Origin of the sequence: Pontibacillus yanchengensis (assembly GCF_009856295.1) — a bacterium.
Lineage (GTDB): Bacteria > Bacillota > Bacilli > Bacillales > BH030062 > Pontibacillus > Pontibacillus yanchengensis_A.
Window position 1 is genome coordinate 65,805 of sequence record NZ_WMEU01000002.1, and the last position, 25,185, is coordinate 90,989.

General features: G+C 37.5%; 27 protein-coding genes and 1 riboswitch. Of the genes, 24 read left to right on the forward strand and 3 right to left on the reverse strand.

Annotated elements, in window-relative coordinates; all coding sequences use genetic code 11:
• Positions 1 to 75: 75 nt before the first annotated feature.
• The 7 genes from refZ (at position 76) to GLW08_RS07525 (ending at position 8,055) form a co-directional block, all read left to right on the forward strand.
• Positions 76 to 714 (forward strand): forespore capture DNA-binding protein RefZ, encoded by a 639-nt coding sequence (gene refZ / locus GLW08_RS07495; protein ID WP_160847989.1) that lies wholly within the window; start codon positions 76 to 78, stop codon positions 712 to 714.
• Between the two features lie 517 nt (positions 715 to 1,231).
• Complete coding sequence (gene ezrA / locus GLW08_RS07500; protein WP_160847990.1) at positions 1,232 to 2,926, forward strand: septation ring formation regulator EzrA; 1,695 nt, start codon at positions 1,232 to 1,234, stop codon at positions 2,924 to 2,926.
• A gap of 10 nt (positions 2,927 to 2,936) precedes the next feature.
• Complete coding sequence (locus GLW08_RS07505) at positions 2,937 to 3,287, forward strand: hypothetical protein (RefSeq protein WP_160847991.1); 351 nt, start codon at positions 2,937 to 2,939, stop codon at positions 3,285 to 3,287.
• Between the two features lie 149 nt (positions 3,288 to 3,436).
• Positions 3,437 to 4,576 (forward strand): cysteine desulfurase family protein, encoded by a 1,140-nt coding sequence (locus GLW08_RS07510; protein ID WP_160847992.1) that lies wholly within the window; start codon positions 3,437 to 3,439, stop codon positions 4,574 to 4,576.
• 5 nt (positions 4,577 to 4,581) lie between these two features.
• Positions 4,582 to 5,787 carry a tRNA uracil 4-sulfurtransferase ThiI gene (gene thiI, locus GLW08_RS07515; protein ID WP_160847993.1) on the forward strand — a complete coding sequence of 402 codons (1,206 nt, stop codon included), beginning with the start codon at positions 4,582 to 4,584 and terminating at the stop codon, positions 5,785 to 5,787.
• 80 nt (positions 5,788 to 5,867) lie between these two features.
• A complete protein-coding gene (locus tag GLW08_RS07520; RefSeq protein ID WP_036817163.1) occupies positions 5,868 to 6,065 on the forward strand; it encodes an alpha/beta-type small acid-soluble spore protein in 198 nt (65 codons plus the stop codon).
• 403 nt (positions 6,066 to 6,468) lie between these two features.
• Positions 6,469 to 8,055: an amidohydrolase gene (locus GLW08_RS07525; RefSeq protein WP_160847994.1), complete on the forward strand. Its 1,587-nt coding sequence runs from the start codon at positions 6,469 to 6,471 to the stop codon at positions 8,053 to 8,055.
• A gap of 309 nt (positions 8,056 to 8,364) precedes the next feature.
• Here GLW08_RS07525 and GLW08_RS07530 read toward each other — a convergent pair whose 3' ends face one another.
• Positions 8,365 to 9,168 (reverse strand): NAD kinase, encoded by an 804-nt coding sequence (locus tag GLW08_RS07530; RefSeq protein WP_160847995.1) that lies wholly within the window; start codon positions 9,166 to 9,168, stop codon positions 8,365 to 8,367.
• Between the two features lie 136 nt (positions 9,169 to 9,304).
• On the opposite strand from GLW08_RS07530, the gene GLW08_RS07535 reads away from it, so the two are divergent.
• The 9 genes from GLW08_RS07535 (at position 9,305) to GLW08_RS07575 (ending at position 16,519) form a co-directional block, all read left to right on the forward strand.
• Positions 9,305 to 9,958 carry a DUF2953 domain-containing protein gene (locus GLW08_RS07535; protein WP_160847996.1) on the forward strand — a complete coding sequence of 218 codons (654 nt, stop codon included), beginning with the start codon at positions 9,305 to 9,307 and terminating at the stop codon, positions 9,956 to 9,958.
• Positions 9,959 to 9,979: 21 nt separating this feature from the next.
• Positions 9,980 to 10,504 (forward strand): GerW family sporulation protein, encoded by a 525-nt coding sequence (gene ytfJ, locus GLW08_RS07540; RefSeq protein ID WP_160847997.1) that lies wholly within the window; start codon positions 9,980 to 9,982, stop codon positions 10,502 to 10,504.
• A 117-nt stretch (positions 10,505 to 10,621) separates the two neighbouring features.
• Entirely contained in the window at positions 10,622 to 11,122 is a 501-nt protein-coding gene (gene tpx, locus GLW08_RS07545) for a thiol peroxidase (RefSeq protein ID WP_160847998.1), read from the forward strand.
• Between the two features lie 186 nt (positions 11,123 to 11,308).
• Entirely contained in the window at positions 11,309 to 12,298 is a 990-nt protein-coding gene (locus tag GLW08_RS07550; RefSeq protein ID WP_160847999.1) for an N-6 DNA methylase, read from the forward strand.
• Between the two features lie 123 nt (positions 12,299 to 12,421).
• Positions 12,422 to 13,618 (forward strand): acetate/propionate family kinase, encoded by a 1,197-nt coding sequence (locus tag GLW08_RS07555; RefSeq protein WP_160848000.1) that lies wholly within the window; start codon positions 12,422 to 12,424, stop codon positions 13,616 to 13,618.
• A 429-nt stretch (positions 13,619 to 14,047) separates the two neighbouring features.
• Entirely contained in the window at positions 14,048 to 14,875 is an 828-nt protein-coding gene (locus tag GLW08_RS07560; protein ID WP_160848001.1) for an EcsC family protein, read from the forward strand.
• A complete protein-coding gene (locus tag GLW08_RS07565) occupies positions 14,875 to 15,381 on the forward strand; it encodes a MogA/MoaB family molybdenum cofactor biosynthesis protein (RefSeq protein ID WP_160848002.1) in 507 nt (168 codons plus the stop codon). Before GLW08_RS07560 ends, GLW08_RS07565 begins: the two co-directional genes overlap by 1 nt.
• A gap of 409 nt (positions 15,382 to 15,790) precedes the next feature.
• Positions 15,791 to 15,876, forward strand: a riboswitch (cyclic di-GMP riboswitch).
• Positions 15,877 to 15,898: 22 nt separating this feature from the next.
• A complete protein-coding gene (locus tag GLW08_RS07570; protein WP_237458368.1) occupies positions 15,899 to 16,051 on the forward strand; it encodes an anti-repressor SinI family protein in 153 nt (50 codons plus the stop codon).
• 102 nt (positions 16,052 to 16,153) lie between these two features.
• Positions 16,154 to 16,519 (forward strand): helix-turn-helix domain-containing protein, encoded by a 366-nt coding sequence (locus GLW08_RS07575; protein ID WP_160848003.1) that lies wholly within the window; start codon positions 16,154 to 16,156, stop codon positions 16,517 to 16,519.
• Positions 16,520 to 16,603: 84 nt separating this feature from the next.
• Here the strand turns inward: GLW08_RS07575 and GLW08_RS07580 are convergent, their stop codons facing one another.
• Positions 16,604 to 17,050 carry a universal stress protein gene (locus GLW08_RS07580; protein ID WP_160848004.1) on the reverse strand — a complete coding sequence of 149 codons (447 nt, stop codon included), beginning with the start codon at positions 17,048 to 17,050 and terminating at the stop codon, positions 16,604 to 16,606.
• A 116-nt stretch (positions 17,051 to 17,166) separates the two neighbouring features.
• On the opposite strand from GLW08_RS07580, the gene GLW08_RS21615 reads away from it, so the two are divergent.
• The gene (locus GLW08_RS21615; protein WP_202406300.1) at positions 17,167 to 17,325 is read left to right on the forward strand and encodes a hypothetical protein; all 159 of its coding nucleotides are present in this window, start codon (positions 17,167 to 17,169) and stop codon (positions 17,323 to 17,325) included.
• 73 nt (positions 17,326 to 17,398) lie between these two features.
• Here the strand turns inward: GLW08_RS21615 and GLW08_RS07585 are convergent, their stop codons facing one another.
• Entirely contained in the window at positions 17,399 to 18,736 is a 1,338-nt protein-coding gene (locus GLW08_RS07585; protein ID WP_160848005.1) for a purine-cytosine permease family protein, read from the reverse strand.
• Positions 18,737 to 18,810: 74 nt separating this feature from the next.
• Between GLW08_RS07585 and GLW08_RS07590 the strand changes: the two genes are divergently transcribed.
• From GLW08_RS07590 to GLW08_RS07620, 7 genes are all read left to right on the forward strand, one after another.
• Positions 18,811 to 19,578, forward strand: coding sequence for an SDR family oxidoreductase (locus GLW08_RS07590; protein ID WP_160848006.1), 768 nt, complete (start codon positions 18,811 to 18,813; stop codon positions 19,576 to 19,578).
• Positions 19,579 to 19,735: 157 nt separating this feature from the next.
• Complete coding sequence (gene ald / locus GLW08_RS07595; protein WP_160848007.1) at positions 19,736 to 20,851, forward strand: alanine dehydrogenase; 1,116 nt, start codon at positions 19,736 to 19,738, stop codon at positions 20,849 to 20,851.
• A 189-nt stretch (positions 20,852 to 21,040) separates the two neighbouring features.
• The gene (locus GLW08_RS07600; protein ID WP_160848008.1) at positions 21,041 to 21,556 is read left to right on the forward strand and encodes a DUF4178 domain-containing protein; all 516 of its coding nucleotides are present in this window, start codon (positions 21,041 to 21,043) and stop codon (positions 21,554 to 21,556) included.
• Positions 21,557 to 21,571: 15 nt separating this feature from the next.
• Positions 21,572 to 22,240, forward strand: a complete 669-nt coding sequence (locus GLW08_RS07605; protein WP_160848009.1) for a PspA/IM30 family protein — start codon at positions 21,572 to 21,574, stop codon at positions 22,238 to 22,240.
• Positions 22,241 to 22,322: 82 nt separating this feature from the next.
• Positions 22,323 to 23,018 carry a DUF4247 domain-containing protein gene (locus GLW08_RS07610; protein WP_160848010.1) on the forward strand — a complete coding sequence of 232 codons (696 nt, stop codon included), beginning with the start codon at positions 22,323 to 22,325 and terminating at the stop codon, positions 23,016 to 23,018.
• Positions 23,019 to 23,036: 18 nt separating this feature from the next.
• Positions 23,037 to 23,441: a DUF350 domain-containing protein gene (locus GLW08_RS07615; RefSeq protein WP_160848011.1), complete on the forward strand. Its 405-nt coding sequence runs from the start codon at positions 23,037 to 23,039 to the stop codon at positions 23,439 to 23,441.
• Positions 23,442 to 23,579: 138 nt separating this feature from the next.
• The gene (locus GLW08_RS07620; protein WP_160848012.1) at positions 23,580 to 25,127 is read left to right on the forward strand and encodes a polyamine aminopropyltransferase; all 1,548 of its coding nucleotides are present in this window, start codon (positions 23,580 to 23,582) and stop codon (positions 25,125 to 25,127) included.
• Positions 25,128 to 25,185 lie beyond the last annotated feature (58 nt).

Consider the following 25,185-nt stretch of genomic DNA (forward strand, 5'->3'; position numbering starts at 1 on the left):
AAAATGACGAGCGAAATATGCAGGAAATCCTCTCATTAGAACGAAACTATTCGGTAGTAGGAGGAGGATTTAAGCATGACATCATTAAATACGAAACAAAAAGTAATGGATGCTGCTCGTTCACTTTTTTATACAAAAGGGTACAATGGTACTTCTGTAAGGGATATTGCCGCTAAAGCTAAAGTGAATGTTTCCTTGATTAGCTATCATTTTAAAAACAAACAGGGTTTATTGGAGTACATGATGATTCATTATTTTGAGTCTTATATAGAACTTCTGGAATCAGTTCAACAAGAAGAAAAGGAACATTCTTCTAGAGAATTACTCCGTAGAATGATAGAAGTCATTATACACTATAAACAAACGAACTATCAATTTACTTGTTTTATACATCGTGAATTAACACTTGATAATGTGCTCGTTCGAGAAATGATGGTCACTTATCTTGCTAAGGAAAAGTATTTATTATTTGGTGTGTTTAAACGTTCCCTCCAAACACTCGGACTAAAAAACCTGCAAATAAATTACTACTATATACAGTTTAAAGGAATGCTCATGACTCCATTTTTAATGCCATATGAGATGAGAGAGCATGTCTCGTTTGACCAATCTCATGACTATTTCATGAAGCAGTATTCCAATTCAATCATCAACTGGTTGGAATATATCTACAATACGAATCAGAAGCCTGGATTTAAACAAAGTATTATGTAGGGTGTTGTAGTAGAATACTGTTCAACTTATGAAGCACTATTCCGATTGAAGGAATAGTGCTTTATGTATTTTTAACTTTTACACAAAGAATGTAGTATGTTTTACTAAGAAATCATAATTATACGTTTTCAAGCATGTAAGATAGGGTATGGCTAGTTTAAAGAATATACAACAAACTGTGACAATACTAATTTAAGTTGTGATTAGACCTTGTGCAGCCTAGCTTTTAGGAAATGATAAAAATGTGATTAGTAAGCTGCATTCACCTTTGTGCTCCTTAGAAAACTAGTGAGTTTCTCCTACTCCGTACGATAATTCAATATCACCCGATCGACATCGTTCATACGACCCTAGTCGGGGAGCTTGAGATTTTGTTTTTGAAAAAAATGTCATTGTCTTAATTATTTTGAAAAATTTTAGCCAAAAGGAAGGTTTACATGGTATCATTATTACCATACATATACATAATTTGTCGTTAATTAAATAGATGTACTTGACAAGGGTTAGGAGGCTTTTTATGGAGTACGTCATCATAGTAGTACTAGTATTAATTGTTGCATTTATTTATGGGTTAATATTACGTAAAAAGATTTATGATGAAGTGGATCGTCTTGAAAATTGGAAATTGAATATTACAAACCGGAACGTAACAGAAGAACTTTCAAAAGTGAAGAACTTAAACTTGTCAGGCGAGACGCAGGAGCGTTTTGAAAAGTGGCGCTCAGAGTGGGATGATATTCTATCAAAACATCTTCCAGATTTAGAGGAAGGGTTGTTCGACGCAGAAGAACATGCAGATCGTTATCGCTTTAAGAAAGCAAGAGCGGTTCTGAAAAATATAGAACAGTCACTTCATTCTATTGAAGCCTCCATAGAAGGAATGTTTGAAGAGTTAGATACATTGTTAAACTCTGAAGAGAATAGTCGAAAGCATGTCGAGGAAATTGAACCTAGGCTAAAAGAATTAAAAAAGAAATTACTTCAACAACGTCACTTATTTGAAAAAGCAGAAACATACTTTGAAAAAGAGATAGCAGAAACCCAAGAAAAATTAACCCATTATTATGACCTCATCGAGGAAGGTAATTATTTCGAAGCAAATGAAATGGTTCAAAATCTTCAAGAAGAGCTATCTACTATAGAGCATAGGATTGAATCTTTTCCTTCCCTCTATAAATCATGTAAGAAAGAGTTACCTGATCAAATTGATGAGTTAATTAGTGGGATTCGAGACATGAGGGAAGATGGATATCGTATTGATCACTATGAATATGAAGCAGAGGCTCTTGAATACCAGGAGCGTTTAAATGACTATTTAAATCAGTTAGAGAAAGCTGAAATGGAAGAGGCTCAACATGGTATTCAAGAAATAGAGGAACGAATTAAGGAAATGTATGCCCAACTTGAAAAAGAAGCACTAGCACGAAACTATGTTGAAAAATACCACCCTCAATTGTTAGAGCAGTTAAATGTCATTAAAGATGAAATAGCTGAAACCAAAAATGAAGTAGATATACTTCAACATTCTTATCATGTTGAAGAACGTGATTTAGAGATACACCTGAGTTTAGAAAAGTGGATTAACAACTTAACGAAACAACTTGATGACATAAAGCTAAATTTAGAAGATGAAGAAACGTCACATGTTACAATACGTGCTCAACTAGAAACACTAACGACTCAATTAGACGAGTTGGTTGAACAACATGAACAGTTTAAAGAACGTTTACATACTTTACGTAAAGGTGAAAGGGACGCCAAGCAACAGCTTTCACAAATGAAACAGGAGTTGCTAGCTGTTTATCGTAGATTGCAAAAAAGCAATATACCTGGGGTGCCACACTATATTGAAGATGTATTAGAGAAAAGTCGGTCTTCTTTATTGAATGTACAACGTCAAGTAGAAGCGCAACAACTAGATATGACAAAGGTTCAAAGTGCAATAGACGAGGCTGTGAAAGATACGGAAAATGCCAAGCAGCAAACGGAACATCTGCTAGAAACAGCATATATGGCAGAAAGTGTTATTCAGTATGGTAATCGGTACAGAAGTAAATATCCATTATTGGCAGCTAAATTATCGGAAGCAGAGCAAGCTTTTCGATCTTACCAGTATGACGTAGCTTTAGAGGAAGCTTCACATGCAATAGAGGAGATTGAGCCTGGCGCTCTAAAACGAATACAGGATATGGTGCAGACTCCTGTAGGATAAGGAGATAGATATGCAAAAAAGATTAGTCCTCAGTTTATCTCTAAGTTCAATTATTGTATGGGTAGTTGTTATCAGTATGTTGTTCGTGCAAGGGGAAACATATAAAGTGATTCCCCATTCAGAAAAAGAACAATATCATCAGATGACAAAAGCATCAATGGACCCACCATTCCTAAAACAGGAAGACAGAAATATATCTAATAATTTAAGCGAATCCAAGCAAGTTACAAAGCGAAATATTGAAGAAGTAGGACTGACTAAAGAATGGGTAGCTAAACATACTAAAGACCGAGTATTATCCATTAACAAACTTCTAGCTTCTTTAGAAATCTATTCTGTAAACCCCCTTTCTTCTAATTGAAGAAAAAGGGGGTTTTATACTGTTCATAGTTCGGACTAGAGTGTTTGTTATAATAATAAGAAATAACAAGGTTGATTGACATTTAAAGCTTTAGGAAAGTATGATAATATAATTGATTGCAAAAGAAAATAAAAAGGGGTTCAGGCCAAATGATCTATTTTGATAATAGTGCCACAACAAAGCCATATCCCGAAGTATTACAGAGTTTTCACCAAGTAGCCGATACCTATTATGGTAATCCTTCCTCTATTCATCGCTTCGGAAGTGATTCAGAACGGTTATTGAATCAGTCAAAAAAACAAGCTGCTCAGCTATTATCGATTGATCCAGAGGAAATCATTTTTACATCGGGTGGAACAGAGGGAAACAACTTAGCCATTAAAGGGATTGCACTTCAACATCAAAATCGAGGTAAGCATATTATTACGTCATCCATTGAACATCCTTCTGTATTAGAAGCATGTAAAGCTTTAGAAGGGTTAGGATTTGAAGTAACCTATTTACAAGTGAATGAAGAGGGAATTATTGATCTTTCTGATTTAGAAAAATCTATACGAGAAGATACGATCCTCATTAGTATTATGCACGTGAATAATGAACTTGGATCGATACAACCTATACAACAAATTGGTAAGATTGCAAATCGTTATCCAAAGCTTTATTTTCATGTTGATTATGTACAAGGATTAGGTAAAGTCCCGTTGGATTTTCATAAAAACAATATTGATCTGTGTACGATGTCTAGTCATAAAATACATGGGTTGAAAGGAACTGGTATTCTCTTTGTAAAGAAAAATACCTCCCTTTTCCCATTGTTGCATGGTGGTAGCCAAGAAGCATCCTATCGAGCTGGGACAGAAAATTTACCTGGTATAGTATCTATGGTAAAAGCGTTAAGGATGACTCTTGAGCACCAACGAAGTCACCTTGCCACTTTGCAAAAAATGCACGAAAAGATTAGGGTGAGCTTAGAGGAAATGAGTGGAGTGATTGTCAATACACCTGAAAATGCTGCTCCTCATATCCTTAATTTCTCCTTGCCAGGGTTTAAGCCTGAAGTTGTTATTCATGCACTTGGAGAACAAGGTGTATTCATATCTACAAAATCAGCTTGTTCTTCTAAGGATGCTGATGAGAGTGCTATTCTTATAGCCTGTGGTGCTAACCATGAACGAGCGTCATCTGCGCTCAGAATTAGTTTGTCTTATTTTAACACCAACAAAGAAGTAGATAGTTTCCTTCGTACGTTTAGAAATGTAATCGATCAACTAAGTGAAGTAATGGGGTAGATACAATGCAATATGATCATATATTAATCCGTTATGGAGAAATGTCATTAAAAGGGAAGAATCGCAAGCATTTTGTAGCAAAGCTATATGAAAATGTGAAGTCTAAATTACAGTCTTTCCCTGATATAAAAATCAAACGAAACCGTGACCGTATGTATATCCTTTTGAATGGTGAGGATCCTCAACCAATTATGGATCAAATTAAGGATGTCTTTGGAATTCAATCATTTAGCTTAGCTGTAAAAGTAAACAGTACGGAGGAAGAAATTAAAGCAGGTGCTTTGTTCGCTTTAACAAAGCCAGAGAATGTTAAGACATTTAAAGTATCTGTTCGTAGAGTTAATAAGAACTTTCCTATCAACTCACAAGATATGAACCGTGTTATTGGAGGCCATCTTCTGCGAAATACGGAGGGTTATCAAGTTGATGTTCATCAACCAGATATGGAAATCATGGTAGAGATTAGAAGAGATGGAACCTATATCACCTCGGAGAAAATTAAGGGTGCCGGAGGACTTCCTGTAGGCACAACCGGAAAGAGCCTTCTCCTTTTATCAGGTGGAATCGATAGTCCTGTAGCAGGTTATTTGACAATGAAGCGAGGTGTTGAAATTGAAGCCATTCATTTTCATTCTCCTCCTTACACCAGTGAGAGATCAAAGCAAAAGGTATTAGAACTTGCACAGAAGTTAACCAGATTTGGTAACAAAGTACGTGTCCATATTGTCCCATTTACGAAATTGCAACAGTCGCTTTATCGACAGATACCAGAGGAATATGGGATGACGGTAATGAGACGATTAATGTTACGCATCAGTGAGCATGTTGCCGAGCGAGAGGACATTCTTTCCTTTACCACAGGGGAAAGCCTTGGTCAGGTTGCCAGTCAAACGATGGAAAGTATGAATGCAATCAATGAGGTAACGAATTATCCAATTATAAGACCGTTAGTAGCAATGGATAAACTTGATATTATCGAACTATCCAAAAAGATCGATACGTATGAGATTTCTATACGCCCATATGAGGATTGCTGTACAGTCTTTGTTCCGAGTCAGCCCAAGACAAGACCTACTCGTGAAAAAATCAATGAGCTTGAAGCTAAAGTTGACTTTACTCAAGAATTAGAAGAAACGTTAGAAAACATCGAAACATTAGAGTTCCGGGAAGAACATAGTGAACAAGAGAACGAATTTTCTGATCTGTTATAACTAACAGAATTGCCAAAATTTGATTAGTATTTACCTTGCGTTGTTGCACAAGCTAGTAGTATCAAGGAGGTGAATTCATCATGGCATATAACAACTCTAACGAACTTGTAGTACCTGGTGTACAACAAGCTTTAGATCAAATGAAAACTGAAATTGCTCAAGAATTTGGTGTACAACTTGGTCCAGATTCAACTTCTCGTCAAAACGGATCAGTTGGCGGTGAAATCACGAAACGTCTAGTTCAAATGGCGGAACAGCAATACGGTGGTAAACAATAACTGAATACAGTTGGCTACAAGAAGAGCAGTGATAGCTGCTCTTCTTTTTTGTCTAGCGGAAATTATAAAAATGTTGGCTTGTGCATAACTAGGTAAGTTATAGAGGCCACTTCCAGCTCCAGCGCCCAGCAAATTTCCTGCACCTCCTTACGATAAGTCAACATCGAACGTTTGCGCTCTTCGTTTCCTTTATCTCATACGAAATCAGGTGAAGTTCGATTAAAATCGCTACATCACGTAGCAACATCGTACCAACCCACGTCGTGTGGGCCGCAGCATATACGTCACTAAACGGGCCCTTGCACTTTTGTTCACAATCAAGCTTCTTGGAGGATTGCAATCCCTTCCTTTTTTGGGAAACATGTGCTATGGTACATAAAAAGTAACGAGAGAGGATGAGCCTATGGGAGAGCTATGGTTTGGTGGAACTATATACACAATGAATGTGCCAGAGGACACTGTAGATGCTATCTATGTACATAAAGGAACCATCATGGATACTGGTGCGGTTGATGAGCTACGGAATCAATATAAAGAAGATATCGAACAAGAACATAACCTGCAAGGTCATGTTATGTATCCAGGTTTTGTAGATAGTCACCTACATATTATTAATCATGGAGAAAAATTACTTCGTTTAAACCTTGCCTATTTTAAAAGCCCAGAAGAGGTAAAAGATGCATTACGGACTCAGATCCCCCATTTAGAAGAGGGGGAATGGATGATTGGAGAAGGTTGGAATGAAAATCAATGGGAAGACACACAAATTATTCATAAAGCAGAATTAGATGAAATCTCAACCATACATCCAATCATGTTAACGAGGGTATGTAGACACGCACTTATAGCAAATAGTAAAGCAATGGAACTAGCAGGAGTAACTTCTGAAACAGCAGACCCTCAAGGTGGCAAAATCATCCGTGATGAAAATGGAATAACAGGATATTTTTTAGATACAGCACAAGAAATAATAAAACAAGCTATGCCACCCCATTCCAAACAGTACCTTAAAAAAGCGATAAAAAGTGCTGTGGAGGATTTGATGAAGAACGGTATTGTCGGAGGTCATAGTGAAGATTTAGCTTATTATGGTGACTTTCATAAGACTTATCATGCTTTTTTGGAAACCATACATAACGATTTTCCTTTCCATGCCCATTTACTTGTTCACCACCATGTAGTAGATGATATGCAACTGGTAAAAGAGCAAGCAGATAATCCTTATGTTGAGTTTGGAGCGATGAAAGTTTTTAGTGATGGTGCAATAGGTGGAAGAACTGCTTGGTTATCAGCGGATTATTCAGATGAATCCGGAAACAAAGGGATGCCTATTCATACCGATGAAGACTTATCAGCATTAGTTCGAAAAGCTCGGGAATATAATATGCCTGTGGCTATTCACGCTATCGGAGATGCTGCAGTAGAGGCAGTAATCGAGGTTATGGAAGAACACCCTGCAAATCGTGCTAATATACCTGATCGTATTATACATGCTCAAATCATGCGAGATGACTTGTACGAAAGGTTACGTTCATTACACGCTATTGTAGATATCCAGCCAACATTTGTAGGTTCTGATTTTCCTTGGGTGATTGAGAGGCTAGGAGAAGGTCGCCTCGCCAATGCGTATCCTTGGAAAAAGTTGCTTCAACACGAAATACCTTGTGCAGGTGGGTCAGATGCCCCTATTGAAGAAATCAATCCACTCTTAGGTATTCAAGCTGCAGTATTAAGACAGTCCTATCATGACCATGAATCATATGGAGATGAACAAAAACTAACGATGTTTGAAGCAATCTCCTTATACACTACAGGAAGCGCATATGCGATAGGAAAAGAAAAGGAAAAAGGAAAAATCCTTCCTGGTTATAATGCGGACTTTACCGTTTTAGATCGTGATCTTTTTTCCATGACACCAGAGAATTTACTACAAGTAGTGGTTAGTAAGACAATTATAGCTGGAAGGGTTGTGTATGACGGTTTTGCTTAAGAGACAAATGACTTAATATAAGATCACATTTTTACGGACATCTGGTAGCTTATGTGGATGAAGAAGACCCTGAAGGGTTTTTCAACTTCCACATTAAGAATCAGATGTCCGTTTTGTGTTCCAACCTAACCCAAGTCCTGTGGGCCGCAGCCCTTACGTCGCTATCTGTGCGCCCCGAGCTTTTGTTGTGTCCAGCTCCAGCGCCTACCCCCTCGGAATCTTAAGCAAATCCTCTCTGTGGCAAAAATCGCCACGACGAGGCTTTGCTTAAGCCTGTCGGGGGTGAACAAGGCGCTTGCGCTTTTCTTGTTATAAGAAAGTACGTTTAACGCGTTCCCAATAAGAATTATTTTTCAGTTTAATGGTTTTAATGAGTTTGTCGCTAAGTTTAACTGTTACATCATGTACGTTACGAATTGGTAATGCTTCATTATCCAATCCAATGATTGGGTGATCGTTTCCGTCTTGGGTGATTTGTAAGGCTAGTGTTCGTTCTGCCCCTAAAATAAAGGAAGAGCCTAGTGTACGATAACGATTGTTGTTTAGGGAAGCAAGCTCTGATACTTGAAAGCATGGTATCTTTGGATCCACTACTGCACCGTTAATTGACTTGTTATAAGCAGTACTACCAGTTGGTGTGGATACAATCAATCCATCTCCTTGGAATGTTTCGAGGTGTAAATCATCAATATATACATCCATGGTAATCGTTTTAATTAAGCTAGAGCGGATACTAACCTCATTTAAGCAATAGAACGATGTATTATTGTTTACATTGGTTTCAATAACAGGGAAGCGTCTTACCTCTAATTCTTCATGCATCATAGAATGCACCATTTCATCAAAGTGTTCTAAATTAAAATCGCAGTATAAGCCTGCTTCACCTTCTGCTCTTGTAATACCTGTATATAAACAATCCTGTCTAAACCCAGTTTTTCGAACGGCTTGTAAGAACATGCCATCACCACCAACACTAATGATGATATTAGCATTATCTGCATGATCTACAATCTCAAATCCATTTTCTCTAGCAAGTTCAAATAAGGGTTGTAGTTTTTTCTCTAATTCGGCATCTTTCTTGTAATAAAAATATAAATTGCTTCGTTCAGCCACAAGTATCCCTCCAAAATCCATCATTGCCCTCATCATATCACGAAAGAAATCGATTTCATAGTTTGACTTATAAAGTTTCCAAATATGTTTAAAAGTTTGTATAAAAGCTGACACTAATGGGGAGGAGGGCTAAATTATGTGGTGGATCATAGGCATTATCTTATTCTTAATCATCAATATCTGTATTATTATTCTATCTCGTTTGTATATCACCCTATTATATCTGCACCGTGATGATCGTGATTTTTTACAAGTCGAATTACGGTTTCTTCGTTGGGTTAAAATAAAAAAAGAAGTCCCACTTATCGCAGTTGACAAGGAAGATATGTCCATAAAAACAAAAGAAAAGACTGAGGTGGGTAGCAAAGATAAAGGTGAGCAATCTAAATCTTATACTCCAAAGGATATTTATAATCAAATCAAATCTATCCATGATTTTCTAAATCGAGTAATAGGACTTCACAAAATAATTAGGCGATTTTTACAGAAAGTGCACGTTGAATCGCTTAAATGGGATACGCAAGTTGGAACTCCAAGTGCGAGCACTACTGGCACAATTTGTGGTGCCATTTGGTCAGTGAAGGGCTGTATAGTAGGGATTCTTTCTCAATACTTAAAATTAAAACAGAAGCCTGAAATTTATGTTACACCGTTTTTTCAACAAAAACATTCCGTTACTAGATTAGAATGTATGATTTCGTTCAGATTTGGGCAAGCTATTTTCGCAGTATTTCAAATCGTCCGGTACACCAAAGGGAAAATCCCGAAGTGGAGAAAAAAGACGGCATAACGAATTAAAGGAGGATTTATCATGTCAGAACATCCCATTCAAGGTCTTATGACCACAGCGATGGAAAACCTGAAAGATATGATTGACGTAAATACAATAATAGGTGATCCAGTAGAAACTCCTGATGGGAGTACGTTAATTATTACAGTATCCAAGGTAGGTTTTGGTTTTGCTGCAGGAGGCAGTGAGTTCCATATTAATAGCAATAACGAGCAAGATAATGGTGGCCAAGGCAGTGATGCAGATGGTGAATTACCATTTGGTGGAGGTAGTGGTGGAGGTGTATCCATTACCCCAATTGCCTTCTTAATCGTAAATAAATCCTCAGGTGTAAAAATGATTCACTTAGACGAACATGCCCATCTTTATGAGCGTTTGTTAGATTTGGCCCCTCAAGCTGTAGAAAAAATACAAGAGGCATTAGGAAAAAAATCAGACAAAGATAAGAAGAATGGATCTCATTCTTCTAAACAATCTCAACAAAACCAAGATGGATCACAACATAATCAAAATGGCTCCCAGAATAATCAAAACTTTTCTTGGTAAGCTATGATTAGACAACAGAGAAAACTGCCTTCATAATTAGACTATGAGGCAGTTTTTCTATTGTAAAACAAAACTGTTATTTTCTAATGAATGATAATCATAAAGGAGGATATAAGAATGGCAAACGTAACATTTAAAAACAATCCAGTAACACTAGTTGGCGAAGAAGTAAAAAAAGGTGATAAAGCTCCTAATTTCACAGTACTTGCAAATGATTTATCAGAAGTTTCATTAGAAGACTACAAAGGCAGTGTAAAACTCATTAGTGTAGTACCATCTATCGACACAGGAGTTTGTGATGCTCAAACTCGCCGTTTTAATGGAGAAGCAGACAAGCTTGATAATGTAAAGGTACTTACCATTAGTATGGACCTTCCATTTGCTCAGAAGCGCTGGTGCGGTGCAAATGGTATTGAGAACGTAGATACTCTATCCGATCATCGTGATGCTTATTTTGGTGAGGCGTTTGGCGTACTAATTAAAGAAATGCGTTTACTAACTCGTTCTGTATTTGTAGTAAACAGTAATGATGAAGTTGTATATGCAGAATATGTACCTGAAGCTACTGATCATCCAGATTATGAAGCGGCACTAGAAGCAGCAAAACAAGCCGAATAACAATGAAGCCCGGCAGATTAGCCGGGCTTATTCATGTACATGTAATCAGTTATACAGATTACAAATAATACCCTTCATCATAAAAGGAATGGCACAATTATACGTAAACCTCACTCTTGGTAAATAGGAAGACCATTTGCTAGAATAGGGAAGGTTAACGTCTGGTATTTGAGGAGGATGAAGAACGTGGAAGAATCAAAAATAGAACAATTGTACACTTGGTTAGATGAAGCAGCAGAGAAGATGGGGGAGGAAATTGACCTTTCCTACTTAGAGCTACTTCCTCTAGCTGGAAGGATTTTATTTGATAAAGAAATCCCAGAAGAATATAGTGACTCTATTAGAAATTGCTTGTCGGATAAATTAACAAACATCTCCCTTGAGGACTATAAAAGGGAAGAGGTACGTAAAGGAATTCAACTTGCAATTCTTAAAGGAATGAAAGGCTCTACACAACAGCAACACATGATTACACCAGACTCTGTGGCTATTTTCATGGGGTATATTTTAGAAAAGGTTATGGACACTAAGGAAACCATCCGATTATTTGATCCTGTGGCAGGGACAGGTAATTTATTAACAGCTGTCGTGAATCAAATAGAAAAAGACGTTGAGGCTTATGGAAGTGATGTTGATCAAACACTCCTTCAATTAGCATTGATGAATGCAAACCTTCAGCATACAGAAATTGAGTTTTTCCATCAGGATAGCTTACGTTCCTTTTTATTAGAGCCTGTTGATTACGTTGTAGCTGATCTACCAGTTGGCTATTACCCTGATGATGTGCAGGCGAGTGAATATGAATTAAAAGCTGAATCTGGTCACTCCTATTCGCATCATCTATTAATGGAACAAAGCTTAAATTATATGAATGAGGGTGGATATGGACTATTCCTCATTCCAAACTTCTTATTCGAGGGGGATCAATCCGCTCAACTCCATGCATTTCTACAAAAGCATGTACACGTTGTGGGTGTATTGCAATTACCTGACTCTATGTTTAAGAATGAGCAGTTTGGAAAGAGTATCTTTATTGTGCAGAAAAAAGGAGAGGAAACCCAAGCACCAAAAGAAGCTTTGATTGCAAAACTACCTTCATTCTCCAATCCAAATGCAATGAACGAAATGGTGGAGAAAATCAATAATTGGTTTCTAGAATATACTTCGTCAAAATAGTGGGAAAATAAAGATTTTGGGTGGAAAGCGTTAACAATTGCACATGTGTCTTGAAAACGTTCATGACGGGTGTTTAAATGGATAATGGTAATCATGATCCTAGTGTATAAGGGGATGAATAAAGTGAGCAAAATTTTAGCCATCAACGCAGGTAGTTCTTCTTTAAAGTTCCAGCTAATCGAAATGCCATCTGAAGAAGTGGTCACCAAAGGATTAGTTGAGCGTATTGGGTTGGATGACGCAGTCTTCACTATTGAAGTGAACGACGAAAAAGATAAAACAGTAACGGAAATACCAAACCATGAAAAAGCAGTTGAAATTCTTGTGGACAAGCTTCAAAAAACAGGTGTTATTGAATCCCTGGATGAAATTGAAGGAATTGGCCACCGAGTAGTTCATGGTGGAGAACGATTCAGTGATTCTGCTCTTGTTACAGAAGAGGTTCTTCAAGAGATTGAGGAAGTTTCAGAATTAGCACCTCTTCATAACCCAGCAAACCTAACTGGTATTCGAGCATTCCAAGAAATCTTACCGAATGTTCCTGCTGTAGTTGTATTTGACACAGCCTTTCATCAGTCAATGCCAGAGCAATCTTATTTATACAGTCTACCGTATGAATACTATGAAAAGTACGGTATCCGTAAATATGGTTTCCACGGTACATCTCACAAGTATGTATCCCAACGTGCTTCTGAGATGCTTAATCGCCCTGAAGAGCAATTGCGCATTCTTTCTTGCCACCTTGGTAATGGTGCTAGTATTGCTGCCATTGAAGGTGGGAACTCTGTTGATACGTCAATGGGCTTCACGCCACTTGCAGGTGTAACAATGGGAACACGTTCTGGTAATATCGACCCTGCATTGATTCCATATATTATGGACAAAACAGGTAAATCTGCAGAAGAAGTTCTTCATGTATTGAACAAAGAAAGTGGTCTTCTTGCATTGTCTGGATTCTCCAGTGACCTTCGTGATATTGAAGACAAGGCAAAAGAAGGCGATGAGCGTGCAGAACTAGCATTAGAAGTATTTGCTGCTCGAGTTCACAAGTACATCGGCTCTTATGCTGCACGTATGCATGGCGTCGATGCTATTGTCTTCACAGCAGGTGTTGGTGAAAACAGTACAGCTATTCGTGAACGTGTCCTAAAAGGGCTTGAATTCATGGGCGTATACTGGGACCCATCCCTAAACCAAACTCGCGGCGAGGAAACATTCATTAACTATCCTCATTCTCCTGTTAAAGTTATGGTTATTCCAACCAACGAGGAAGTAATGATTGCGCGCGATACTGTTCGTATGATTGAAGAGAATAAATAAGAAACCAAAGCTACTGAATTCATTCAGTAGCTTTTTTTTTTGTCCAGGAAATTATAAAAATGTTGGCTTATGCATAACTAAGTAAGTTATAGAGGCCACGTCCAGCTCCAGCGCCTAGCAAACTACCTGCACCTCCTTACGATAAGTCAACATCGAACGCTTGCCTCTTCGTGTTTCCTTTATCTCAAAACGATTCAACGCTGCGTCACGCAGCAACATCGAACCAACCCACGTCCTGTGGGCAGCAGTTCGTACGTCGCTACTCGGGCGCCCGAGCTTTTGTTCATGGCTTTTGATAATAATATAATGTATTCAACAAACAGATTGTAATCATTATCATAAATAACAATAACATCTTCAGTAATGTTCGCAATTTTATGGAAATAAGCTAGAATAAAGATAACAAACATGTGAAGGGGCGGATGTAGCATGAGTGAGGAAAAAGTGTATCAAGATATTCTAAAATGGGAGAACCAATGGAAAGATTATCGAGCTAATGACTTTGAAATGATTTATGAGCAATGGATGAATAAAACCTTCACGAACTTAAATCCAAAAATGAAGAAAAAATTTTTCCACCAAATGGATCAATGGTTCTTTCATACACATGCCTACATACAAGGAACAGCATTTCAAAATGAAGCAAGATTAAGAATTTTAACAAGTGGTCGTATTTTCCGATCAGATATTGATTATTTAGAAGATATGAAAGAATTAACGATTGATCAATTAACATACTTAGCGCATCAACATATCGCAAAAGGCAAGCTATATTCCTTTGCTCAAGGAGGTCTTACAGGCACGGGCGGATATCTTCTTTTAGGGGTGGATTTTCCATTAATGATGATATTAAACCTTCGAGCTGTACAGCTAATTGGTTTAACATTTGGATATGAAGTAAATCATCCTTATGAAATGATGTTGTCATTAAAGATTTTTCATGCAGCTACGTTACCAAAGCGACTGCAAAAAGGGGCCTGGGATGATCTAAAAAAAGAACTTGAACATCATACTTCTCCGTTTATTTATGAAGGTGAGGATGAATTCACAGATGAAACATGGCTAGAACAGCCATTTAAGCAAGGAATGAAATCATTATTTATTCTAACGTTCCGGAAAAAACTCATTCAAGGAATGCCGATTGTTAGTATGGTTATAGGAGCTACATTAAATTATCAATTAACCCGACAAGTGACCGATTTTGCACTACGATTTTATCAATATCGTTATCTTGTTGAGCAAGGAGAGATTGAGTAATGTCCGTTTCAGAACATAAACAACAATCAAAACCATCGATAACTTGTAAAGTGATTACTATTTCTGATACTAGAGACGAGTCCTCTGACAAAAGCGGCCAGCTAATGATGGATTTTTTAACGTCTTCAGGTCATGTTGTTAAGGACTATGAAATTGTAAAAGACCATCAGCAAGCAATCCGAGAATCGATTGAGTTAGGGTGTAGCGATGAGAGAATTGAAGCCGTTCTAACCAATGGTGGTACTGGTATGGCAAAACGTGATGTAACCATTGAGACAGTGGAAGGTATGTTAGACAAGGAAATGGTAGGCTTTGGTGAATTGTTTCGCATGCTAAGCTATACAGAAGATATAGGTTCTGCTGCTATGTTATCAAGAGCCATAGCAGGTGTGCGAAACCAAACAATTTTGTTTTCAACCCCCGGTTCCACTGGAGCGGTTCGTTTAGCAATGGAAAAACTGATTATGCCTGAATTACCCCATGTAGTAAGAGAGTTATCAAAATAAGTTTTAAGTGAAAACCTCGTATTGAGGGGATTATTTTAAATCGAAACTCCAATTATCATAAGAATTGGAGTGTTTGTTATATTGTTATTTCTAATTTAGTCTTGTCTACTTCTTTCTACCAAAGAAGCCTAAAAGTTGTTTATCAAAACCCCCTGCTGACATCACTATTTGGAGAGAGTTAATAATAAGTGTCTATCTCCAATCCAAGAATTACAAGAGAATGGCTATAGGTAAGCAAATTTAATGACAATAAAAGAATAAAATGGGAATTAATTCAAAATTATTGCACACTTTTAATTGACAGAAATTTAAGTTATTTCGACAAAATCATCAAATAAAAATGGATTTTGCTAACAAATTCTAACAATATTTTTGGGACAAGTTTTGTATAGTTAATCTATACTAATCCTTCAGAAAAAGGCAAACTAATTGAAAGGTTAGGACGCAAAGTCACAGGTCTAAGGTGAATTTTACTAAGACGGCTGGTCTACCTGGAAAAATTCAGGTTTGGAGGAGAATGATGAAAACAAATACGGTTACTGATCGAGAAGAGCTTGATAGTGAATGGGTAGAGTTAATCAAACAGGCAAAGGAGCTGGGATTAACCAAAGAAGAAATAAAAGGGTTCTTCTATCGGAAAGAAGATCAAATGGTTGTTTATAAGAAGTGAAGGTATAAGGATTTTGTATTGATTTTTAATATTTTTCAGAACAAGAATGAAACCTTTAATTCAAATATGGTATACTTCATTGCAGGAAGAAGGTGAAGTGCCATGATAGGAGAACAAATTAAGGCTTTACGAAAAGAAAAACAACTATCCTTATCAGAACTAGCAGAACGAGCTGGTGTTGCTAAATCGTATCTTAGTTCTATTGAACGTAACCTACAAAAAAATCCTTCTATTCAATTTCTAGAAAAAATCTCAAAGGTACTGCATGTCCCCCTAGAGCATTTGCTACATAATGACCAACAACGGGAAGAAGGGTCATCATCTTTAGATGAAGATTGGGTAGACTTGGTTAGAGAGGCCCAGGACTCAGGAGTAACGAAAGATCAATTTAAAGAATTTCTTGAGTTTAACAAATGGCGACTCCACCAAGGTGAATACACCCAGGAAAAAAACAATAAATCCAACTGAAAATAAAAATGTACTAACAAAAAACGAAGCTGTATCGGTAACAGCTTCGTTTTTATTATAAGACGACTGAAAAATAACGAACTCCTAGTGAGTATCCGCTCTTACAACTAATACATCACAGCTTGCATATCGAGTGATATGTTCAGAAACACTTCCAATAAAGAAACGTTCTACAGCGTTTAATCCTGTGGCACCACATATAATTAAGTCTGCTTCTAATTTTGGCGCTACTTCTTTTGCGATTTTTACTTTTGGAGACCCATAATCAATATCCACTTGTACTTGCTGAATTCCTGCTTCTTTTGCCTGTTTTTCATACTTGTTTAAGAGCTCCGTTGCATATCCTTCAGCTCGTTCTGCTAAAGAGCGATCGTATGCTTCCACTGTTGCAAAAGCACGTGTATCTACAACATGACAAATAAAGAGATGAGCATCGTTACGTCTAGCGATATCTATTGCTTTTTCAAAAGCATGTTCAGAGGCTTCCGAGCCATCGACTGCAATAACGATACGTTTGTACTCAAATGGCATATGGAATCTCTCCTTTCCTTTTTCTTCATTATAACATTTGAACGCTTTCATTTGGAAAAAGATGTGGCGAAGAATAAGGCTATCTTGTGACATACTAAAAGTGGGAGGTGTTCTATATGGATAAGGAAAACAAGCTAGGTTTACAATTCGACCCTGAAGGGGAAAAGATTGTAGCAGAACAACTTTCTGATAGTTATATGAGTGGAGTAATTGATCAATACGAACAAAACGAAAGAAACAAAAAGGCCAAAAAGGAACCAAAACGTTCTTTTTAACCACGTCTTCACTTGATTGATGAAAGCATAAAGCTCACCCTTCACCTTACACGAGTGAAGGGTGTTTGTTTATTTATAAGGAAGCAAATTTTGTTTTGTTGAATTCAGCTAAAACTCCATAAAGAACTCCGACAATGACAAAGGTAAGAAAGCCAGGAGAAAAGCTTTCTGGTATGACGAAGTAAATTGCTGTCCCGATTAAAACAGAGATAAATGGCAATCGGTACACACTCCCTGTTTCTTGAAGGGATAACAATGATGATGTGGGTATGCTTGCTCGCTTTATCCATAAATAATCAACTACAATGACGGCGGATATAGGAATGATCAGACCTCCAAGAGCCGATATAAATTGCTCAGCTTGATTAACAAGAGTTGGAGTGGCACTTAATACCACACCTAACACACCGAAAATGATTGCGCTTTGAACTCTTGAGAGTTGAGAAAAAGTATTCAAGAGACTATATCCGCCTGTATAAGCATTGCTCATATTAATGGAAAGCATCGAAACCATAGCGGTTAAGGTGATGATTGTTATCATCCATGGAGTGGATGTTACTGCTGTTGAGGAAACATAAGGATTTACATCGTTAAATAAATAAGCCGAACCACTTCCTAAAATAGCAGTTAAGATAAAACCAAAGCTATTCCCCAAAAATAATCCAAGAGCACCTTGATTTGGCGTTTTTGCGTAACGTGTCATGTCTGCTGAAGCACTTACGCCCGATACGTATTGAACAAATGCTAAGCTAGAAAAGAAAGCCATCATCGTAAAGCTACCATGGCCACTTTCTGGTGTAAGCTCTAATAATGAACGATTTGTTTCATTTGTAGTAAAGTAGATATAGAGCATGGTACCTTCGCCAAGTAACAGTAATGGCAGGAAGTAAGAGGTAGCTTTTTTTACTGCCTCAAAGCCGATAATGGCTAATATAACCATGACAATAGAGATAGGAATGGAAAACATTAAGAATGGATATTCAGTTCCAGTTAGCCGTAAAATGAGTTGTTGTAGGACATATGTACCTCCAATGGTTTGAACACTAAACCAATACAACGACGTGACACTTCGAATGGGAGATGAAAGAAACCTTGCCCCTTTCACTCCAAGCATGGCCCGAATAGCGTATTGTGCTGGAATGCCATGAATACTTCCTGGATAAGACAGTAATGAAACAAAGATAAAACCTAGGACAGCACCTATTGTTGTAGAGATAATTGCCGCTAAGAAAGATAAACCACCTTCCATGACAGCTAATGCTGGAATAAGGAAGTTCCCTGCATTGGCAGAGATAGCAATTTGAATAAACATATAACGATACCAAGGAGTTGTTCTTGCAGATACTGGTACTGCTTCTAATCCCATTTTTTCTATAATTGTCGACTTTAATTCACGTTGATTTGTACTCATGATTACACCCCTTCATAGCACACATATTGTACATAAGGAACTTCAGGTTGTAAATAAATAAGGAGGTATTGGATTTGCGACATGCAATTATCACAGCAGGCTCAAAAGGACTAGGAAGAAAAGTAGCAGAGCAATTTCTTGAGCAAGGATATTCTGTAACGGTGACGTATCGACAAGATAAAGAAAAGGCAGAATCATTATATAAACAGTATCCTACCTACTCGGATCGTATTCAATGTGTACAAGCTGACGTTACCAACCAAAATGACTTGTTGAATCTAGTGGATGAAGTTGTTGAAAAATTTGGAAGGATTGATGTTCTTGTGAACAATGCTGGTCCCTATATTTTCGAACGCAAAAAAATAATGGATTATTCCGTAGAAGAATGGAATGGTATAATCAGGGGGAATTTAGATGCTGTTTTTCATCTACTAAAAAAAGTTATCCCTGTTATGAGAGAACAAAGGTTTGGTCGTATTATTACCTACGGTTTCCAAGATGCTACGTCTGCACCAGGATGGGTGTATCGCGGAGCATTTGCTGCTGCTAAAACAGGTCTTGTTTCGCTAACGAAAACAATAGCGTATGAAGAAGCAGAGAATGGAATTACAGCGAATATGATCTCACCAGGAAAAATTGAAGCTGATTTAAAAGAAGGTACAATTGAAGAAAGTCGTAAACATGAAGATCCTAAGACACCTGTGGGGCGCCCAGGTTCTGGAGAGGATATTTCGAGAGCGATTATGTTTTTATGTGATGACCAATCCGATATGGTTACAGGAAGTGTTATAGAAGTAACGGGAGGAGTGGATGTTATTCACAAATATCGTACTCAAAAATAAAAATGAAAAAAAGGAATGGATTTGTTACAATGAAAAGGCTTACATCAAAAAAGTGAAAACTATTCTTCCGTCCACCTTGATTGGAATGCTATAGTTATATCAATCCATTCGCACGAGGACGTTAAGCTAAAGTTTTTTATGGGAGGTTGCATAGCATATGAAAATTGGGGTACCTAAAGAGATTAAAAACAACGAAAACAGAGTAGCAATGACACCAGCTGGAGTGATCACACTAAAGAGTTCTGGTCATGAGATTTTTGTGGAATCCACAGCAGGTGAGGGTTCTGGGTTTACCAATGAGGAGTACCAAGAAGCAGGCGCAACGATTGTTTCAACCGCTAAAGAAGCTTGGGAACAGGATATGGTGATGAAAGTAAAAGAACCACTTCCTGAAGAATATGAGTACTTCCATAATGGACTTATTTTATTTACTTATTTACATTTAGCACCAGAGCCAGAATTGACGAAAGCTTTGATTGAAAATAAAGTAGTAGCTATTGCGTACGAAACAGTTCAATCCAAAAAAGGAACATTGCCTTTGCTAACTCCGATGAGTGAAGTAGCCGGTCGCATGTCTTCACAAATAGGTGCACAGTTCTTAGAGAAATCAAGAGGTGGCATGGGAATTTTATTAAGTGGTATTCCAGGCGTGAAACGAGGAAGAGTCTCCATTATTGGAGGAGGGGTTGTAGGGACCAATGCTGCTAAAATCGCTATGGGGCTTGGTGCTGATGTAACGATTATTGATTTAAACCCTGAACGTCTCCGAGAGCTAGACGATATTTTTGGTTCATCGATTAATACCCTTATGTCTAACCCGCTTAACATTGCCCACGCATTGAGTGAATCTGATTTAGTCATAGGGGCTGTATTGATTCCTGGAGCCAAAGCACCAAAGCTCGTTACAGAAGATATGGTAAAGGATATGCAAGAAGGAGCAGTCATCGTTGACGTTGCTATAGACCAAGGTGGAATTTTTGAGACGACTGATCGCATCACCACACATGATAATCCAACGTATGAAAAACACGGTGTATTACACTATGCAGTAGCTAATATGCCCGGTGCAGTACCTCGTACATCTACTATTGGCTTAACAAATGTTACTGTTCCTTATGCTCTTCAGTTAGCCAATAAAGGGTACCAGAAGGCTTGTCTAGAAGATGAATCCTTACTTAAGGGTATTAATACGCTAGATGGATATGTAACCTATAAAGCAGTAGCAGAAGCACACGACCTAGATTACTGTGATGCACATTCTTTATTGAAATAATCTGTATTGAAGCGGACAAGTTATTCATGCTTGTCCGCTTTTTTGTATTACTTATTTAGGGTTACATTGGACTAGTAAGTATAAAATCGTATATGATGAAAGAAATAATAAAAAAAAGTGAAACATTTTGATTATCAAGTCGTATTACACTAATGACTAAGGAATCATCCATGAAAAAGAGGTGAAGAAATGGGTTTGTTTTCTAAGCTTTTTTCCAAGCAGAAGAACCGGAATCAGCCCGAGGTTCAAGAGCGAACTCCACTAAACATTCAAATTGGTGATATTATCTCGTATGACCTAGTTGATTATGAGGTTGTGGGAAAGATTACGTATCGAGATGGTTCGTATAAGTGGTATTCCTATCAACTACTAGAAGGACGAAACACAATATGGCTAGCCGTTGAAATGGATGAGGAGTTAGAACTAGGAATATATAAAAGCATTGTCTTGCCGGTATCAGAACCTTTTCCGAAGAAATTGGAACATGATGGGATAACCTATTATTTAGATGAAAAAGGGGAGGCTAATGTAACAGGTGAGGGCCGAAGTGAGAATATAAACGGTCGGACGACTCGTTATGCAGATTATTGTGATGAAGAAGAAGAGCAGTTCTTAAGTGTTGAAACATGGGGATCTGAAACTGAAGTCAGTCATGGTTACCCTATTGAAGAATATGAAATCAAAATTATAGCGGGATCAATGTAAAGGGAGGAATTGTAAATGTTTAAATTTTTTAAACGTGTAGGTACAGTAGTCAATTCTGAATTAAATTCAATGCTTGATAAAGCAGAAGATCCAGTAAAAATGCTAGATCAGTTCATGAGAGACATGGAAACAGATATCCGTGAAGCGGAAAGTGCTGTAGCCAAGCAAATTGCAAACGAAAAAATGTTAAAGAGAAAATACGATGATGCTCAAGCCCTAGTTGAAAAGCGCCAGGAGCAGGCAGAGAAAGCAATTGAAGCCGGTAATGAAGACTTAGCTAAACGGGCACTTCAAGATAAGAAAAATCATCAAGAACAGGCTGATTCCTTAAAAGAATCCTACGATCGTGCTCAAGCTGATTCTCAAAGCTTGCGTACGAAGCTTGAAGAAATGAAAAAAGAATATCAAGAAATGAAGCTTAAGAAAGATTCCTTAAAAGCTCGTGCAGAGTCAGCTAAGACGCGTACAAAAATGAATCGTACCATGTCTAGTATTAGTAATGACGAATCAAAACGAGGCTTTGAACGCATGGAAGAAAAAGTCATGCAGCATGAAGCTGAAGCAGAAACAAGTGAAGATTTATCAGAATCCAATCGTTCACTAGATGATGAATTTGATGAGTTAGAAAAAGATGATGTGGATGATGAATTAGCTTCCCTTAAAAAGAAATTAGGAAAAGAATAACCCTCTCCTAGATTGGCCTACCTTTTAAGGATAGGCCAATCCTTTCATGTACACTATATAATAGAGAAGGGAGGGATTTCAGTTGAGAAAGAATATAGCCATCATACCGTTATTTTTATCTGCATTACTGGTGCTATCCAGCTGTGCACAAGGTGGTTTACTTTCAGAATCAGATGAATTTTTTGGAGATGCTGGTAGTGGAATGTCTGGTACACAATCCAATACATATACATTTCCAGATGAGCCTACCAAGGAAACATTACAGCAGGAAATCAAAGACGGGAGTTTTCAGGATCCCCAGGGCTTGGTGTCCAATGTGTTCCCATTAATTGATACAGTAAGAGGTCAAAATAATCAAGAAGCTCGAATTTATGCTACACAACAATTCACTATTGAAGAGCTATCTAATATCCTTACTGAACGATTTAAGCCTGACAGGGAAAGTGACCTAGTGGATGGTAAAAAAGCTTTGATTTACTCTAATTACTTTATAACTCTACAACAAAGTGAACAGAATCAAGATGCTATCTTGATGGAAATTGCATCCGATCGATTTGTACGAGACAACTATTCGCCCAATTTCTTTAATGGTTTATTTGCGTTGTGGATTTTAGATGAAGTTCTAGATGTAGATGATTGGCATAAAAAACGAAAACGAGAGTGTTTAACTGGAAATTGCTATGGAGGGTATTCCAGTAGTAAATATCGTCCAGGGAGTACAGGTGGTATAAGAGGATCATCCGGTACTCGTGGTGGAGGTCCAAGTACAGGGAAATAATAAAAGGAGGGGTTTTACATGGGTGTACTACAACCATTCATTTTAACGTTGTTATATTTTATTGTTGCAATTGTTATTGTAGTAATTGGTTTGTTCATTTTTGAAAAAATCACGCAGAACTATAAGGATTGGGATGAAATACAAAATGGCAATACAGCTATTGCCTTGTCGATTACAGGTAAGATTATTGGGATTTGTATTATTTTAGCGTTTGCTATTTATCATTCTACTCAGCTTTGGGATACATTGATTTGGGGAGCATTTGGAGTTATTTTACAAATGATTGCTTACCTTATATTTGAAGGATTAACACGTAAGTTTTCAGTGGAAACGCAGCTACATAAAAATAATGTAGCAGTAGGTGTTGTGACTATGGGTGTTTCAATTGGTTTAGCTTTTGTAATTGGCGCATCCATCACCTAATAAAAAAGGAAGATAACGGTATTGTGAGAACCTCATATCATATACTAAATCCTGCTGCTTATGTAGCAGGATTTCCTTTACATAGGAGTAGAATAGAATGACGTTGGGTTATTCTAACAAGCAGCGGAGTGATGGAATATGAACAAGGAAGCTGAACGGAAAAGTAAGTTTATTTATTGGGCTTCAGGAATCGTGTCCATATGTGGAATTATCTTTGAAGTATTGTTTGGAGCATTAGGATCGTACATATTAGGTGATGGAGTGAAGCAATATACACTGACCATTTCGTTATTTTTAACAGGGATGGGTGTAGGAGCATCCCTTAGTGAACGGGTGCTAAAGAACTTAATTGTAGCATTTGTGCTGGTAGAATTCGCTGTTGCATTTCTTGGTGGTTTTTCAAGCTTAACGATGTTTGCAATCACTGCATTCACCTCAGCAGGTACAGATGCATTGTATTTATATTTTATTACATTTGTGATTGGAGCTTTGACAGGGATTGAACTTCCGATTCTTATTCGTAAAGCTAATGAAATTGGAGTAGAGTTGAATAAAAGTACAGCTAGGGTTTTGTTTTCAGATTATGCTGGTGGACTTATTGGTGGCCTATTATTTGTATTCCTTCTTCGACCGCAAATGGGGATGGTGCAAAGTGCATTTGTCGTAGGTTGCATCAACTTAGTAGTAGCTCTAGTAATTGTTTGGCTGTTTCGACATGAAATTAAACATGTAAAAAGGTTAGTGACTATTGGCGCTTTAATTGGGATAAGCTTAGTTTGGGGTGTATTGTTTGGGGAGGAGCAAGCAGTTTCTTTTGAAAAGAAATTATATAAAGACCCGATCATTCATCTTGAAGATACAGCTTATCAACGAATTGTCTTAACGAAAGAGCAAGGAGATACGAGGCTCTATTTAAATGGAGCCCTACAATTTAGTTCTTCTGATGAATATCGTTACCACGAGCCGCTCATCCATATACCTATGGGACAAGCTGAAGATCGGAAGAAAGTCTTAATTTTAGGTGGAGGCGATGGGATAGCTGTAAGAGAAGTATTAAAGCATGAAGAAGTAGAATCCATTACGCTAGTTGAGCTTGATCCTAGGATGACAGAATTAGCAAATGAAAACTTTCATCTTCTACAATTAAACAAAGGTTCGTTAAAAAATGAGAAAGTAAACATTGTTCATCAAGATGCGTTTGAATTTATGGAAAATAATGATGAATGGTACGACATTATTATTTCAGACCTTCCCGATCCAAATAATGAAAGTTTAAATAAGCTTTACACAAAAGAATTTTATTCATTACTTCGAAATCATTTAAATCCTGCGGGAGCCATGATGGTGCAATCAACAAGCCCTGTATTTGCAACATCTGTGTACTGGACTATATCAAATACGATAACTGCTACAGGGTTATATACAGAAAATGTACATGTTGATATACCGAGCTTTGGAAATTGGGGATTCGTACTAGCAAGTAGAAAGCCGATTCAGATAGAATCTATCAACATTAATGTCCCAACTGAATTTTTAACGTCTGATATGATTCCGAGTCTAACCTATTTTGGAAAGGATGAGGATGAAGTGATTAAAAAAAATGGTTCAACGCTTCCACTTCCACCTAACACACTTATTGATCCCCATTTAATTCAAAAATATGAAGAAGCATGGAAGAACTACTAAACGGGTAGAAGGACAGTGGAGGTTCTATTGAATGAATTCAATAGACAGTAAACTTATA